The sequence below is a fragment of the Pseudomonas azadiae genome, assembly GCF_019145355.1.
Classification (GTDB): Bacteria; Pseudomonadota; Gammaproteobacteria; order Pseudomonadales; family Pseudomonadaceae; genus Aquipseudomonas; species Aquipseudomonas azadiae.
In genome coordinates this window covers 3172636-3188589 of sequence record NZ_JAHSTY010000001.1, presented here as the reverse complement: position 1 = coordinate 3188589, position 15954 = coordinate 3172636, and the positions used below count along the sequence as shown (strand labels likewise).

The 15954-nt window shown below is 60.6% G+C and carries 14 protein-coding genes; 9 read left to right on the top strand and 5 right to left on the bottom strand.

Features of this window, described 5'->3' with window-relative positions:
• Positions 1–32: 32 nt before the first annotated feature.
• Complete coding sequence (locus KVG91_RS14515; RefSeq protein ID WP_225926972.1) at positions 33–896, top strand: DMT family transporter; 864 nt, start codon at positions 33–35, stop codon at positions 894–896.
• A gap of 56 nt (positions 897–952) precedes the next feature.
• Here the strand turns inward: KVG91_RS14515 and KVG91_RS14510 are convergent, their stop codons facing one another.
• Together KVG91_RS14510 and hslO are read right to left on the bottom strand one after the other, a co-directional pair.
• A complete protein-coding gene (locus tag KVG91_RS14510; RefSeq protein WP_169378992.1) occupies positions 953–2494 on the bottom strand; it encodes a phosphoenolpyruvate carboxykinase in 1542 nt (513 codons plus the stop codon).
• Between the two features lie 180 nt (positions 2495–2674).
• Positions 2675–3577 carry an Hsp33 family molecular chaperone HslO gene (hslO, locus tag KVG91_RS14505; RefSeq protein ID WP_169378993.1) on the bottom strand — a complete coding sequence of 301 codons (903 nt, stop codon included), beginning with the start codon at positions 3575–3577 and terminating at the stop codon, positions 2675–2677.
• A gap of 103 nt (positions 3578–3680) precedes the next feature.
• Here hslO and KVG91_RS14500 point away from each other — a divergent pair, with 103 nt between their 5' ends.
• Positions 3681–4484, top strand: a complete 804-nt coding sequence (locus KVG91_RS14500; protein WP_169379043.1) for a phosphatase PAP2 family protein — start codon at positions 3681–3683, stop codon at positions 4482–4484.
• A gap of 137 nt (positions 4485–4621) precedes the next feature.
• Here the strand turns inward: KVG91_RS14500 and KVG91_RS14495 are convergent, their stop codons facing one another.
• The gene (locus KVG91_RS14495; RefSeq protein ID WP_169379044.1) at positions 4622–5029 is read right to left on the bottom strand and encodes an RNA-binding S4 domain-containing protein; all 408 of its coding nucleotides are present in this window, start codon (positions 5027–5029) and stop codon (positions 4622–4624) included.
• Positions 5030–5147: 118 nt separating this feature from the next.
• Here KVG91_RS14495 and rimA point away from each other — a divergent pair, with 118 nt between their 5' ends.
• The 3 genes from rimA to rimK are packed head-to-tail and all read left to right on the top strand — an operon-like array spanning position 5148 to position 7325.
• Positions 5148–5927, top strand: coding sequence for a S6 modification regulatory phosphodiesterase RimA (gene rimA / locus KVG91_RS14490; protein ID WP_169378994.1), 780 nt, complete (start codon positions 5148–5150; stop codon positions 5925–5927).
• Positions 5928–5940: 13 nt separating this feature from the next.
• A complete protein-coding gene (gene rimB, locus KVG91_RS14485; protein WP_169378995.1) occupies positions 5941–6423 on the top strand; it encodes a retropepsin-like aspartic endopeptidase RimB in 483 nt (160 codons plus the stop codon).
• On the top strand, positions 6420–7325 hold the full coding sequence (gene rimK / locus KVG91_RS14480) for a 30S ribosomal protein S6--L-glutamate ligase (protein ID WP_003171022.1): 906 nt from the start codon (positions 6420–6422) through the stop codon (positions 7323–7325). The genes rimB and rimK overlap by 4 nt, the downstream gene beginning before the upstream one ends.
• Before the next feature lie 138 nt (positions 7326–7463).
• Here rimK and KVG91_RS14475 read toward each other — a convergent pair whose 3' ends face one another.
• Entirely contained in the window at positions 7464–8777 is a 1314-nt protein-coding gene (locus KVG91_RS14475; protein ID WP_169378996.1) for an ATP-binding protein, read from the bottom strand.
• 114 nt (positions 8778–8891) lie between these two features.
• Complete coding sequence (gene ompR, locus KVG91_RS14470) at positions 8892–9632, bottom strand: osmolarity response regulator transcription factor OmpR (protein WP_010214095.1); 741 nt, start codon at positions 9630–9632, stop codon at positions 8892–8894.
• A gap of 358 nt (positions 9633–9990) precedes the next feature.
• Between ompR and KVG91_RS14465 the strand changes: the two genes are divergently transcribed.
• The 4 genes from KVG91_RS14465 to tauA all read left to right on the top strand — a co-directional run bounded on the left by KVG91_RS14465 (position 9991) and on the right by tauA (position 15947).
• Positions 9991–12327 carry a Tex family protein gene (locus KVG91_RS14465; protein WP_169378997.1) on the top strand — a complete coding sequence of 779 codons (2337 nt, stop codon included), beginning with the start codon at positions 9991–9993 and terminating at the stop codon, positions 12325–12327.
• Positions 12327–12710: a PaaI family thioesterase gene (locus KVG91_RS14460; RefSeq protein ID WP_169378998.1), complete on the top strand. Its 384-nt coding sequence runs from the start codon at positions 12327–12329 to the stop codon at positions 12708–12710. Before KVG91_RS14465 ends, KVG91_RS14460 begins: the two co-directional genes overlap by 1 nt.
• 214 nt (positions 12711–12924) lie before the next feature.
• Positions 12925–14508 carry a glutamate--cysteine ligase gene (gshA, locus tag KVG91_RS14455; protein ID WP_169378999.1) on the top strand — a complete coding sequence of 528 codons (1584 nt, stop codon included), beginning with the start codon at positions 12925–12927 and terminating at the stop codon, positions 14506–14508.
• A gap of 461 nt (positions 14509–14969) precedes the next feature.
• Entirely contained in the window at positions 14970–15947 is a 978-nt protein-coding gene (tauA, locus tag KVG91_RS14450; protein WP_169379000.1) for a taurine ABC transporter substrate-binding protein, read from the top strand.
• Positions 15948–15954: the final 7 nt, after the last annotated feature.

Sequence of the window (15954 nt, the reverse complement as noted above, 5' to 3'; positions counted from 1 at the left end):
CTGGCCAGCCGCGTACACAATAAGGACTGAACATGGACGTAACAATGGGCCTGCTGGCCGCGCTGCTCTGGGGCGGCACGGACTTTCTGGTGGGCCTCAACGCCCGCGCCGTGGGCGTTAAACGCGCGGTTTATTTCGGCCAGGCGCTCGGCTTCCTGATCATGACCCTGCTGCTGGTCATCCTCCCCAGCTTTCTGTTCAAATCCCTCGACGCGCCGCTGAGCGTCTGGCTGCTGGGCATCGCTGCCGCCCTGCTCACCGTCTCCGGCGCCCTAGCCCTGTCCAAGGCCTTCGCCCTCGGCAAAGCCGCCATTGTCGCGCCGCTGGTAACGTCCTACGGCGTGGTCACCACATTGCTGTCCTGGGCCAGCGGCGAACACATCAGTTTGACCCAGCTGGGCTGCATCGCCCTATGCGTGATTGGCGTGATCCTCTCCAGCCTCCACAAGGACAACGGCGAACCTCACAACAACCCACGCCTTTCCATCACCTACGCCATGCTCGCCTCGCTGCTTTATGGCACCAGCTTCTGGCTGCAAGGCCGCTACACCCTGCCGGCGCTGGGGCCGATCACCATGTTGTGGCTGGGTTACCTGGTGGGCCTGTGCGTGCTGGTGGTGATGGTGTTGAAGATCAAGGACGGCCTGAAGATCCCGCCGCTGAAAAACTGCACGACATTGACCGGCGCGAGCTTGATGAACCTGGGCGGGTTTTCGGCCTTTTCGTGGGGGGCGATGACAGGGTCGGTGGCGGTGGTGACGGTGATCAGTACGTTGTCAGGTGGGATTGCGGCGATCCTGGGGTTTGTGTTTTTCAAGGAACGCTTGTCGGCGGTGCAGGTGCTGGGGGTTGTGCTGGTACTGGTCGGCGCCGTGGTTCTACACATCGCGCATTAAGCTGCTGCGCACAAAAAAGCCGCCTCAAGAGGCGGCTTTTTCACAACGATCGGTTCTTACAACTTAGGACCCGCAGCCTTGATCGCCTCACTCACTTCAAACTTCTTGAAGTTCTCGATGAACAACCCGGCCAGCGCCTTCGCCGCTTCATCGTAGGCAGCCTTGTCGGCCCAGGTATTACGTGGGTTCAACAGACCCGTCTCAACGCCCGGCACAGCCAACGGCACGTCCAGATTGATGGTATCAAGGTGCTCGGTCTCGGCACCGATCAACGCGCCGCTCTGGATCGCTGCAATGACGCCGCGAGTGGTCGGGATGTTGAAGCGTTTGCCGACGCCGTAGCCGCCGCCGGTCCAGCCGGTGTTGACCAGGTAGACCTTGGAGCCGAAGCCGCGGATGCGCTTGATCAGCAGCTCAGCGTATTCACCGGCCGGGCGCGGAAAGAACGGTGCGCCGAAGCAGGTGGAGAAGGTCGACTTGATGCCGCCGCCGGAACCCATTTCGGTCGAGCCCACCAGTGCGGTGTAGCCGGACAGGAAGTGGTAGGCCGCTTGCTCTTCGCTGAGGATCGACACGGGCGGCAGTACGCCGGTCAGGTCGCAGGTCAGGAAGATCACCGCGTTTGGCTCGCCGCCCAGGTTCTTCTCGGAACGCTTGGCAACGTGTTCCAGCGGGTAGGCGGCGCGGCTGTTCTGGGTCAGGCTGACATTGGTGTAGTCGGCGTGCCCGGCCTCGTCAATGACGACGTTTTCCAGCACGGCGCCGTGCTTGATGGCTTTCCAGATGACCGGTTCGTTCTTCTCGGACAGGTCGATGCACTTGGCATAGCAACCGCCTTCGATGTTGAACACCACGCCTTCACCCCAACCGTGCTCATCGTCACCGATCAGGTAACGGCTTTCGTCGGCGGACAGGGTGGTTTTACCGGTGCCCGACAGGCCGAAGAACAAGGTCACGTCGCCAGCTTCGCCGATGTTGGCGGCGCAGTGCATCGGCAGTACGTCGGAGGCCGGCAGCAGGAAGTTCTGCACCGAGAACATGGCTTTTTTCATCTCACCGGCGTAACGCATGCCGGCGATCAGCACTTTTTTCTGGGCGAAGTTGAGGATCACGCAACCGTCGGAGTTGGTGCCGTCACGTTCTGGCACGCATTCGAAGTTGGCCACGTTGAGCACTTGCCACTCTTCACGACCGGCCGGGTTGTACTGGGCCGGGTTGATGAACAGGCAGCGACCGAACAGGTTCTGCCAAGCGGTCTGGGTGGTCATTTTCACGGCCAGGTAGTGGTCTTCGGAAGCCCCTACGTGAACGTGGGAAACGAAGTGCTCTTGCGCGTTGTTGAAGGCTTCTACGCGGCTCCACAGGGCATCGAACTTGTCGGCCGGGAACTTGCGGTTGATCGGGCCCCAGGCGATTGCGTCCTGGGTAGTCGGCTCTTCGACGATGAAGCGGTCGACCGGCGAGCGGCCGGTGCGGTGACCGGTTTCTACGACCAGCGCGCCAGTATCGGCAAGCACGCCTTCACCGCGCTGCAGGGCTTCTTTGACCAGATCGTCAACACTCAGATCGGTGTATACGGCGTTATTGGCTTGCGTCATGAGGTTCCCCGTCGGCCTGTGGCCGAGTTGCTCCAAACGTTTTGTAGTAGAAAGTTGCGCACTACTACCGCGAAAAAAGTGGGCCGGATTATGCCAGAAAAGCCCAAAAAGAGTAGGGCCCTCCCGTCAGAACGCCTCTAATCCGGCATTTGGCAGGTGATTTACCTGTGCTTAAACGTTTTAGTGGCGGGTGTCGGAAGGGGTGTCGATGCCTGCGCCGGCGAACAATTGGGCTACATCGGCCGCATCGAACAGGTAGCGCTGGTTGCAGAACTGGCAGTCGATCTCGATGTGACCGCCATGTTCCACGACTAATTCCTGCGCATCTTCCAGGCCCAGGCTGACCAGGGCATTGGCGGAACGCTCGCGCGAGCAGCTGCAATTGAAGCGCAGCCCCTGTTCGTCGAACAGGCGCACGGCTTCTTCGTGATACAGCCGATGCAGGATGGTTTCGTTGTCCAGGCCCAGCAGTTCTTCGGCAGTCAGGGTACCGGCCAGGGCGGTCAGCTTGCGCCAGCTGTCGGTGCGCTCATCGTCGTCCTTGATGCGGTCAGCCGGCAATTGCTGCAACAGCAGGCCGCGGGCGCGCTTGCCGTCGGCGTTTAGCCAGAACTTGGTGCCGACTTGCTGGGACATCACGAAATAGTTGGTGAAGCAGTCCGACAGGGTGTCGCCGTCGAGGTCGACGATGCCCTGGTAGCGCTGGCCTTCCGTCGGGTCGACCGTGATTGCCAGCACACCGTCGGCCATCAGGTCGGACAACGTTGCGTCAGGCGCGATCCGCTCGGCGTCGTAGCGGGCCAGGCCGCGGATTTCACGCTCGCTGGAGCACTCGATCATCAGCATCGGCACAGGGCCTTCGGACCGCGCCTGCAGGATCAGCAAACCGTCGAATTTCATCGTGCCTACCAGCAACGCAGCCGCCGCCATCAACTCACCGAGCAGTTGCGCGACCGGCTCCGGATAGGCGTGCTTGGCGAGGACTTCGGCATAGCTGCGCTCCAGGGAGACGAGTTCGCCGCGGGCGTCGTTCTCGTCGAAAATGAAGCGTTGGGTGAAGTCGGTATCCGGTAGATCAGTCATAGGTCTGGGTATCTGAATTGATGACAAAATGATTACAAGGTTTATAGAATTAAACGCTTTAGCACCTTTTTGGTGCGGTTTTATAAAGCAGTGGAGACAGTTTATGAACAATCCGGGTTTGTTCCAAGCCAAGTGGAACCTCGGGGGGTGGGCCTTTTGCAATCTACTCGCTATAGGGCTGCTGTGTTTTTGGCTGTGGCCCACGGGCCAGATGCTCTGTGTGATTTTCGACGAGTGGCTGTTTCATCTGCTCAATGACCCGCTGGCGAGCAACTCCACATGGCTGCATGTGTGGGCTGTGGCCAGTTTGCGACCGTTTGACGCGGTGGTCGGTGTGATTCTGCTGACGCTGCTAATTCGTGGCGACTGGGTATTCAAGGCCGTTCAAACACGTCAGGCGCTATTAGGTTTTGTCGGCATTCTGTTGCTGTTGCTGTTTATCCGCATGCTGTTTTCCAAACTTGCGGCGCACATGGGCTGGCAACACAGTAGCCCTTCGATGATGATCAGTGGCGCGGTGCAGATGAGCGACTTTTTTCCAGGGCTGGAGAAAACCTGGGAATTGAAGGACCGTTCGAGCCAGAGCTTTCCTGGCGATCACGCGTCGGTATTGCTGATCTGGGGTATGTTCATGTCGGCGTTCGCCAAACGCATCGGCCAGGTGCTGGTGATCTGGGGGCTGGCACTGTTGTTCATGATGCCGCGCTTGGTGGCTGGGGCTCACTGGGGGCAGGACGATTATATCGGCGGTGTGTTGCTGGCGCTGTTGGCGCTGGGGTGGGGGTATTACACGCCGTTTGCGGCGAAGGTGTCGGGTGGGTTGTTGCGGGTGACGGCGCCGGTGTTTGGGTTGCTGGGGAAGTTGCCGGTGGTTGGGCGATTAAGTGTCATGCGCTCTGCCGCTTAACGCCCGCAGACCCGGGTGGGAGCTGGCTTGCCTGCGATAGCGGTGGCAGGCTCACCACCTGTACTGCCTGGCCTGCCGTCATCGCAGGCAAGCCAGCTCCCACAATGGATCGTTTTGGTACTGGCGATTGGTGGCAATCACTCATCATTGCCACTGCCGCGAAACTTGAACAAATCGCGGCGTTGTTTCTTGCTCGGCTTGCCATCGGTGGTCATGCCCGTGGCGCCCGCTTTGCGCATGGCCGCCGCGTTTTCGCGCTTGGCGATACTGGCCTCGGTCTCTGTATAGAGCGCCTGCGCTTCGGGTGCGCCACGACGAACGATGGAAAGCGCCTGAACCACAATGGTCTTTTCATCAAAGCCTGTACGAATCTGAAACTCGTCCCCCACACGTGGCTCTTTGCCTGGCTTGCAGCGCTCGCCGCGATGATGCACCTTGCCACTCTCGATCGCGGCCTTCGCCAGGGCACGGGTTTTATAAAAGCGCGCCGCCCACAGCCATTTGTCCAGACGGACCTTTTCTTCCTCTTGCTGCTTTTGAGCCACTTGAATTCCTCGCTCTGAAAAATGTCGCAACTTTACCGTTGGAGCCCTTCGACGCATAAACCCCAAGGCTCACCTAAGATACGCCAGGTAGCACCCTGTTTTTTCGCGAGGATATGCTGTGACCGATTTTCCCGTTTCACTCACCTCGCCTGGCCAGCGTTGCGTGGGTTGCCAGCAAAGCGAGCCCCTGGGCTTCGATTTTGCCTTCGCGTACCAGCCTATCGTAGACCTTCGGGATCAGTCGATCTTTGCCAATGAAGCCTTGGTGCGCGGCGTCGCCGGCGAAGGTGCAATGTCGGTGCTGCAGCAGGTCAATTCAAGCAATCGCTACCGCTTCGACCAGCGCTGTCGCACTCAAGCGATCGCCGGCGCCGCGGCTCTTGGGATGCAAACCCACCTGTCGATCAACTTCATGCCCAATGCGGTGTACCGCCCGGAGCTGTGTATCCGCAGCACCCTGGAAGCGGCGCGTGCCCATAACTTTCCGCTGGACCGGCTGATTTTCGAGACGCTCGAAACCGAGCATGTAGATAACTATCGCCATTTGACGAATATTCTGCGTGAATACCGCCAATTCGGCTTCAAGACCGCCATCGACGACTTCGGCGCGGGCTATTCGGGGCTGAACCTGCTGGCCGATTTCCAACCTGACTTGATCAAGCTCGACATGGCGCTGATCCGCGATGTCGATCAGGATCGTGTCCGTCAGGTCATCGTTCGAGGGATTGTCACAATCTGTGAGCAGTTGGGGGTTACTGTCATCGCCGAGGGCATCGAAAGTGCCGGCGAGCGCGACTTCCTGTCCGACTGCGGAATATTTCTGATGCAGGGTTATTGGTTCGCCAAACCTGCCTTCAAAGCCCTGGCCGAAGTGACACCAACGGCTTGGGCGAACTGACCGGTTATCTATATTGAAGACATTTGACCATTTGACCGTCGTGGGTCTGCGTGAGTGGGTGGCACTTCCCGACTTGGGAGTGGCAGGCCTGCGCGCGAAGATCGACACGGGTGCCAGCACCTCAAGCCTGCACGCCACCGACATCGAGCCCTTTGAGCGCAACGGCGAGAAGTGGGTGCGCTTCACCGCGCACCTGGGCAGCGTCGTGCAGCTGCGTCACCGCCGCTGCGAAGCGCCGCTGGTGACGATGAAAACCATCAAGAGCTCCAACGGCCATGCGCAAGTGCGCTATGTCATCAGCACCACGCTGGCCTTGGGCGACCGGGTATGGCGGGTGGAGTTCACCCTGGCCTGCCGCAAGGCCATGCGTTACCGCCTGTTGCTGGGTTCCAAGGCGTTGATTGACGGCCAGTTGGTGGTCAATCCCGGCATCAAGTACGTTCAAGACAAGCCGGTGTTCCCGGTCTCTACCCTTTCTGCCCCAGGTGCTGCATGAAGATTGCTGTGCTGTCGCGAAACCCGCGTCTGTATTCCACCCGCCGCCTGGTTGAGGCCGGCACTGAACGTGGCCACGAAATGGTGGTGATCGACACGTTGCGTGCCTATATGAACATTGCCAGCCACAAGCCGCAGATCCACTACCGGGGCAAGCCGCTGGAAGGGTTTGACGCGGTGATCCCGCGTATCGGCGCTTCGGTGACATTTTATGGCTGCGCGGTGTTGCGCCAGTTTGAAATGATGGGGGTATTCCCACTCAATGAGTCGGTGGCGATTGCCCGCTCACGGGACAAGCTGCGCTCGCTGCAGTTGCTGTCGCGCCGAGGTATCGGCCTGCCGGTGACCGGCTTCGCCCACTCTCCCGATGACATCCCCGACCTGATCGAGATGGTCAACGGCGCGCCGCTGGTGATCAAGGTGCTGGAAGGCACCCAGGGCATCGGCGTGGTGCTGTGTGAAACCGCGACGGCCGCGGAATCGGTGATCGAGGCGTTCATGGGCCTCAAGCAGAACATCATGGTGCAGGAATACATCAAGGAAGCCGGCGGTGCGGATATCCGTTGCTTCGTGGTGGGCGACAAGGTGATCGCCGCGATGAAGCGCCAGGCCAAGCCAGGGGAGTTCCGCTCCAACCTGCACCGCGGCGGCAGTGCCAGCTTGATCAAGATCACCCCGGAAGAACGCATGACCGCGCTGCGGGCGGCCAAGGTAATGGGCCTGGCCGTGGCGGGTGTGGATATCCTGCGTTCCAATCACGGGCCGCTGGTGATGGAAGTGAATTCGTCGCCGGGTTTGGAGGGGATTGAAACCACCACCGGAAAGGATGTGGCGGGGATCATCATTCAGCATCTGGAGAAAAATGGCGGGCCGAATATGACGCGGACCAAGGGCAAGGGCTGAATACCCGCTGTCAAACACCGCTGAACACGTGTGGGAGCCGGCTTGCCTGCGATAGCGGTGGCTCAGTCAACAATAATGTTGAATGTGGCGCCCTCATCGCAGGCAAGCCAGCGCCCACAGTTGCATCGCTGGCGTTTGTCAGACCGCGTCTCTAGGCAACATCAAGCCCAGCGGCAACCTCACCCGCGCTTCCAGGCCACCTTCCTCGCGGTTGCGTAGCTCGACATTGCCGCCATGCATCGACGCAATCCGCCGCACGATGGCCAGGCCCAGGCCAGTTCCTTTGCCTCCCCGGGCACGGTCGCCACGGGTAAAGGGGTTGAAGATGCCTTCCAGCTCGTCCGGATCTATGCCCGCCCCCCGGTCCATCACGCTCAGCACCACATAGGGCGCGGCACTGTCGCCGGACACATACGCCGCCACTTCCACATCGGAGCCTGCGTGATGCAAGGCGTTGCCGATCAGGTTGTTCAACAGGCGCTTCATCGACACCCGACGCAACGCAAACGGTCGAATCGGTTCCAGGCGCATGCGCACCTGCTCCCCATTCTGGTTGTAGGGCGCCACCACTTCACGCACCAGGTCCGTCAGGTCGACCTCTTCCACCACTTCATCACGGCCATCGCGGATGAATGCCAGGAACTGGTCGAGGATAGCGTCCATGTCCTCGATGTCGCGGACCATGTCATCGGTGAGGTCGGTATGGTTGCCCATCAACTCCAGGGACAAGCGCAGTCGCGTCAAGGGCGTACGCAAGTCGTGGGAGACTCCCGCCAGCATCAGCTCGCGCTCGCGGCCGGCCTGTTCGACATCCTCCGCCATCTGGTTGAACGCGCCGTACACCTCGGTCATCTCGCTGGGCGTATCGCTGACCGGCAGGCGCACGCTGCGGCCCTGGCCCAATTGGCGGGCGGCAAAGACCAGGCGTTTAAGCGGCTGGTTGAGCTGGCGCACGAAAATCCAGGCAGAAGCCGTGGAGAGCAAGCCGATGGCCAGGAACCAGCCCAGCACGTTCCAGATCTTCTGCCCACGCAACGGATGGGGATACAGCGGCACCTTGATCCAGGCGTCGCCCAGGCTCGGCGCCCTCACCCACAACGCAGGCGAAACATGCATGCGCAAGCGCACTTCGGTGTCCTCTCCGAGCTCTGCCTGCATCTGACGCTGGTAGATCTCGCTGTAGGGCCAGTGCTGCTCGCCTTCAGGCACTCCGGCGCCGTCGACCCGAATCAGGGTTGATGCCTTCGCCACCTTCTCACGATTTTCCTCGTCTACGGCCCAGTAGGCACGCAGCGTCAGGGCGACACCATGGCTGTACTGTCGGTCCACCAGCACGTCTTCGTTCATCAGCAGATAAACCAGCGTGAGTGCCTTGGAAAACAGAACGACGATCAGCACCAGCCAAAGGGTGCGAGAGAAGAAACTTTGTGGGAACCACAACGGGGTTTTCATGAGGACAGCTAGATACCTTGAGAAACGAGCGGCGCTCGCAGAATTGCAGAGGCCGGACATCCCGTCGACCCTCATGGAGTCAGACGCCGGGATGCCCACCGTGCAAATCACCGGTCAACTGGTTTTATTGCCATCCGGCACGAACACATAACCCACGCCCCATACGGTCTGGATGTACCGCGGCTTGGACGGGTCAGGCTCGATCATCCGACGCAGACGGGAGATCTGCACGTCGATGGAGCGCTCCAGGGCGTCCCATTCCCGGCCACGTGCCAGGTTCATCAGCTTGTCGCGCGTCAGCGGCTGGCGCGCGTTCATCACCAGGGCCTTGAGCACGGCGAATTCGCCGGTGGTCAACATGTGCACTTCATCGCCACGTTTGAGCTCACGGGTCGCCAGCGACAGTTCGTAATCACCAAAGGTGACGCTTTCGTCTTCGCTGCCCGGTGCGCCCGGCACCGGCGCCGCCTGGCGGCGCAACACCGCCTTGACCCGCGCCATCAACTCATCAGGGTTGAACGGCTTGGCCAGGTAGTCGTCCGCGCCCAGTTCAAGACCCTTGATGCGGCTCAGCTCATCGCCCTTGGCGGTCAGCATGATGATTGGAATCTGGTTGTTTGCGCCGCGCAGCCGTTTGCACGCGGTGAGGCCGTCTTCGCCGGGCAGCATCAGGTCGAGGACGACCAGGTTGAAGACTTCACGCCCCAGCAGGCGGTCCATCTGCTCGGTGTTCGGCACCGCACGGGCACGGTAGCCTTTGGAGTTGAAGAAACGCTCCAGCAGGCTGCTCAGCCCCGGATCGTCATCAACGATGAGAATTTTTTCGCCTTCAGCAGTTTGTGCAGTGCTGCTCATTGGATGCTCCTCTTATCTCGGCGCGCATTATGGCCTAGCTGCCGTTATACGCACCGTGTGCATTGTTAGCAGATTTTTCCTCTACTGCCAGCGAACCCGCGCCCCACAACCGTTGGCGCAATCACCCCCCAAGCGCGGAACGCTGGTTATAATGCGGCGCCGTCGTGCTGGGCAACGTCAGATCGTTACCGTTTAATGCCACGGCTTTTTTCACCCACGTGTCGTGATTTTTTCAATTTCGAGGGTCAATAGGCTGCCTCTTGACCCAGGCAGCGGCGCCAGTCGGGCCGCTCAACCAGTCTCCCAAGGCCTTGTTCCCCGGGCCTGCGAGCTGCTTTTCAGAATTTCAGGTGGTTTTATGGACAGCATCAACAGCCGCATCGCCGAGGAACTCGGCGTACGCCCACAACAGGTCGAAGCGGCCGTCGCTCTACTGGATGAAGGCTCCACGGTGCCCTTCATCGCCCGTTACCGTAAAGAAGTGACCGGCAGCCTCGACGATATCCAACTGCGTCACCTGGAAGAGCGCCTGCGCTACCTGCGAGAACTCGACGAACGGCGTATCAGCATACTCGCCAGCATCGAGGAACAGGGCAAGTTGACCCCACAACTCGAGCGCGACATCAAGCTCGCCGACACCAAGACCCGTCTCGAAGACCTGTACCTGCCGTATAAGCAGAAGCGTCGCACCAAGGGCCAGATCGCCCTGGAAGCCGGCCTGGGCGAACTGGCGGACGGCCTGTTCAACGACCCGTCGCTGACGCCGGAAACCGAAGCCGCACGTTTCATCGACAGCGAAAAAGGCGTCGCCGACGTCAAGGCCGCCCTCGAAGGCGCCAAGTACATCCTCATGGAGCGCTTCGCCGAAGACGCGAGCCTGCTGGAAAAACTGCGCACGTACCTCAAGCAGGAAGCCATCCTCAGCGCCCGCGTCATTGCGGGCAAAGAGGAAGAAGGCGCCAAGTTCCGCGATTACTTCGAACACGACGAGCCGCTCAAGAGCATGCCATCCCACCGTGCACTCGCCATTTTCCGTGGCCGCAACGAAGGCATCCTCAGCTCCGCACTGAAGGTCGGCGATGAGTTGCCGGGCACCATGCACCCGTGCGAAGGCATGATCGGTCAACAATTCGGCATCCAGAATCAGAACCGTCCCGCGGACAAGTGGCTCAGTGAAGTCGTGCGCTGGACCTGGAAGGTCAAGCTGTACACCCACCTGGAAACCGACCTGCTCGGCGAGTTGCGTGACAGCGCCGAAACCGAGGCGATCAACGTCTTCGCCCACAACCTGCACGACCTGCTGCTGGCCGCTCCGGCCGGCCCGCGCGCCACCCTCGGCCTCGACCCGGGCCTGCGCACCGGCTGCAAGGTCGCCGTGGTCGACGCCACCGGCAAGCTGCTCGACCACGCCACGGTGTATCCGCACGTGCCGCACAACAAATGGGACCAGACACTGGCGATTCTTGCGGCCCTGTGCGCCAAGCATTCGGTGGACCTGATCGCCATCGGTAACGGCACCGCCAGCCGTGAGACGGACAAGCTGGCCGCCGAACTGATCAAGAAATACCCTGCCATGAAAATGACCAAAGTCATGGTCTCCGAGGCTGGCGCTTCGGTGTATTCGGCATCGGAACTGGCGTCCAAGGAGTTCCCGGACCTCGACGTGTCGATCCGTGGCGCCGTCTCCATCGCCCGCCGCCTGCAGGATCCGTTGGCCGAGCTGGTGAAGATCGACCCTAAATCCATTGGTGTCGGCCAGTACCAGCACGACGTGTCGCAGCTGAAACTGGCGCGCGGCCTGGATGCGGTGGTGGAAGACTGCGTAAACGCCGTGGGCGTGGACGTGAACACCGCCTCCGTGGCGCTGCTGGCGCGCATTTCGGGCCTCAATGCCACCCTGGCGCAGAATATCGTGACTCACCGTGACGAAAACGGCGCCTTCAAAACCCGTGCCTCGCTGAAAAAAGTCGCACGCCTGGGTGAAAAAACCTTTGAACAGGCCGCTGGTTTCCTACGCGTAATGAATGGCGACAACCCGCTGGATTCCTCTGCGGTGCACCCGGAAGCCTACCGGCTGGTGCAACGCATCGCCGCCGAAACCGACCGCGATATCCGCTCGCTGATCGGTGACGCCGCGTTCCTCAAACGCCTGGACCCAAAGAAGTACACCGACGAAACCTTCGGTGTGCCGACCATCACCGACATCCTGCAAGAGCTGGAAAAACCTGGCCGCGACCCGCGCCCCGAGTTCAAGACCGCCGAGTTCCAGGACGGCGTCGAAGACCTCAAGGACCTGCAGTTGGGCATGATCCTGGAAGGTGTGGTGACCAACGTAACCAACTTCGGTGCCTTCGTGGACATCGGCGTGCATCAGGACGGCTTGGTGCACATCTCCGCGCTGTCGGAGAAATTCATCAAGGATCCGCGCGAAGCGGTGAAAGCCGGTGACGTGGTCAAAGTCAAGGTCATGGAAGTCGACATCCCGCGCAAACGCGTGGGTTTGTCGATGCGCATGAGCGACACGCCCGGCGAGAAAATCGACGGAGCCCGTGGCGCGCGTCCTGGCTCCGCACCTCGCCCGTCGCAGAACCGCTCCGAAAACGGTGCGCCGCGCAAGGAGACCGCCACGGCAGCGCCGAGCAACAACGCCATGGCCTCGCTGTTCGCCAACGCCAAGCAGTTGAAGAAGCGCTGATGCAGATCCCGGCCGGCTTGACCCAGAGCGCGTTCAGCGAACTGATCGGCTGCCGTCTGCAACGCCTTGAGGAAGGCGTTGCCGAGGTGGCCCTGACCCTGGAGCCGCACCTGCGCAACCGCGCGGGCAAGCTCCATGGTGGGGCGATCTTCAGCCTGGTGGACATTACGATGGGGCTGGCGTGTTCCAGCACCCACGGTTTCGACCAGCAGAGCGCGACCATCGAGTGCAAGATCAACTATATCCGCGCGGTGGAAGACGGCGACGTGCTGTGCACCAGCCGGGTGGTCCATGCCGGTCGACGCACATTGGTGGTCGAGGCGGATGTGCATCAGGGCGAAAGACTTGTCGCAAAAGCACAGGGCACCTTCGCTGTCCTATAGCTCCCCACCCCCGACTTGAGGTAATTTCGGCGCTGCGATAGTAGCGTCGGAATTTTCTCGCTGCGCTGTAGCCAAATTCATGGAGTGAAGCCGGCATTTTCAGAACGGGTCCCATCGACTCTAAACCAGGCGATCACGCCAGTTTTAACTTCACCCTTGTAGACCGTCCTGCCCACCCCCATATTGGGGCGACTGACGCGTGAAGGAATCCAACTTGAGCGAACTTCTCAACCGCCGCCTGGCCCTGCTCGGCAAGCGCGAACACCTCTCCCTGCTAGAGCAGTGCTTGCACGGCATCGAGCGTGAATGCCTGCGCGTCACCAGCGAGGGTCGCCTGGCGCAAACGCCGCACCCCGAAGCCCTGGGCGCCGCGTTGACCAACGAATTGATCACCACCGACTACTCGGAATCGCTGCTGGAGTTCATCACCCCGGCCCTGCCCAACCCGGCCGATACCCTGAGCAGCCTGGACAAGATCCACCGCTTTGCCTACACCAAGCTCGGCAGCGAATACCTGTGGAGCCCCTCGATGCCGTGCCCGTTGCCGGCCGAGGAAGATATTCCAATTGCCTACTACGGCACCTCCAATATCGGCCAGCTCAAGTACGTGTACCGCAAGGGCCTGGCCCTGCGTTACGGCAAAACCATGCAGTGCATCGCGGGCATCCACTACAACTTTTCCCTGCCGGAACAGTTGTGGCCGTTGCTCAAGGAGGCTGAGGGGTTTGTCGGCACCGACCGCGACTACCAATCCAACGCCTATATCGCGCTGATCCGCAATTTCCGTCGCTACAGCTGGCTGCTGATGTACCTGTTCGGCGCGTCCCCTGCCCTGGACGCCGGCTTCCTGCGCGGTCGTTCGCACCAGCTGGAAGTGCTCGACGCCGATACCCTGTACCTGCCGTATGCCACGAGCCTGCGCATGAGCGACCTGGGTTACCAGAGCAACGCCCAGGCCGGCCTCACGCCGTGCTACAACGACCTGGTCAGCTACACCGACAGCCTGCGCGAAGCGGTCGCAACGCCCTACGCGCCGTACGTCGAAATCGGCACGCACAAGGACGGTGAGTGGGTTCAGCTCAACACCAACATCCTGCAGATCGAAAACGAGTACTACTCCAACATCCGTCCCAAGCGCGTGACCTACACCGGCGAGCGGCCGATCCAGGCGCTGATGGCCCGTGGCATCCAGTACATCGAAGTGCGCTGCCTGGACATCAACCCGTTCCTGCCGCTGGGCATCGACCTGCCGGAATCGCGCTTTCTCGATGCGTTCCTGCTGTATTGCGCGCTGAACGACAGCCCGTTGTTCGCCAATAACGAGTGTGGCAACGCCACGTCCAATTTCCTTAGCGTGGTCAAGGAAGGTCGCCGTCCAGGCCTGCAATTGCAGCGCAACGGCCAAGCCGTGGACATGAAAGAGTGGGCTGCCGAGCTGTTGGAGAAGATCGCACCCTTGGCTGCCTTGCTCGATGAGAGCCATGGCATCACCGAGCATAGCCAGGCGCTGGACGCTCAGTTGGCCAAGATCCAGGACCCGTCCCTGACACCGTCGGCCCAGGTGCTGGCGGCAATGGCCGAGCGTAAAGAGAGCTTTGCGCAGTTCTCCCTGCACCAGAGTGAAGTGCACGCCGAGTACTTCCGCAAGGAACCATTGCCGGCCGAAGAGCAGGCACGCTTTGAAGAACTGGCGCGTACGTCGCTGGCGCAACAGGCGGAGCTGGAGCAGAACGAAGTGGGCGATTTCGATGTGTTTGTCGGGTCGTACCAGGCCAGTATTCTCGCCATCAGCAACTAAAGCCGTACACCGCCTTTTGGGGGAGCTGGCTTGTGTGGGAGCTGGCTTGCCTGCGATGCAAACGACTCGGTGTATCGGTGATACCCGGTGATGCCATCGCAGCATAGGTATCTACACAACTTTCAAAGGCTGAAAAATCTCCTTGTAGTGAGCGGGCTTGTCCCGCGCTGGGTGGCGAAGCCGCCCCAATAAATACTCCGCAGAGTTCCAGATGAATCCAAGTCGCCTGGTTTGGGGGCGCTCGCAGCCCAGCGCGGGGCAAGCCCGCTCACTACAGAAATGTATAGATACCTATGGCCATTGCAGGCAAGCCAGCTCCCACATTGTTCTCTTCATCCCCAAAGATTGATTTGCGCCGTCTCCTACTAAGCTAATTCGAAAAAGTTATTTATTTTCGGATTCTTAGATCATTTAGTCTCCTCTGACGCCGACCCTCGGCCGCCTGATTGAGGAGCTTCCCCTTGAAACTGCTGATCCCTCTGCGTCTTTTGGCCGCATTGTCCCTGGCCGGTGCCAGCCTGTTTGCCCAGGCGGCGAATGTGACCATCGCTTACCAGACCACCGTGGACCCGGCCAAAGTCGCCCAGGCCGACGGCGCGTATGAAAAAGCCACCAACGCCAAAATCGACTGGCGCAAGTTCGACAATGGCGCCGACATCATTGCGGCCATCGCGTCCGGCGACGTGCAGATCGGCTACCTCGGTTCCAGCCCGCTGACCGCTGCGATCACGCGCAAAGTGCCGGTGGAAACCTTCCTCATCGCCACCCAGATCGGCGGCGCCGAAGCCTTGGTGACGCGCAACGGTTCGGGGATCAATAGCCCGCAGGACCTGATCGGCAAGAAAGTCGCCGTCCCGTTCGTGTCTACCGGCCATTACAGCCTGCTCGCCGCGTTGAAACACTGGAACATCGACCCGTCCAAAGTAACCATCCTCAACCTCGCCCCACCGGCGATCATCGCTGCCTGGAAGCGTGGTGATATCGACGCCACTTACGTGTGGGACCCTGCCCTGGGCGTGGCCAAGGAAAACGGCAAGGTGCTGATCACCTCCGGCGAGCTGGCCAAGTTCGGGGCGCCGACCTTCGATGCGTGGATCGTGCGTAAGGATTTTGCCCAGAAGCACCCGGAAATCGTCACGGCTTTCGCCCAAGTCACCCTGGATGCCTACGCCACCTACCGCAAAGACCCACACGCCTGGCTTGCCGACAAGACCAACGTCGACAAACTGGTGAAGCTCTCCGGCGCCAAGGCCAGCGACATCCCCTTGCTGCTGCAAGGCAACGTCTACCCGCTGGCCGCAGACCAGATAACCCTGCTGGGCGCGCCCACCACCAAGGCCGTGACCGACACCGCTGCGTTCCTCAAGGAGCAAGGCAAGGTCGACGCCGTGCTGCCGGACTACGCCCCTTACGTCAGCGCCCAATTCATTACCCATTGATTCAGGA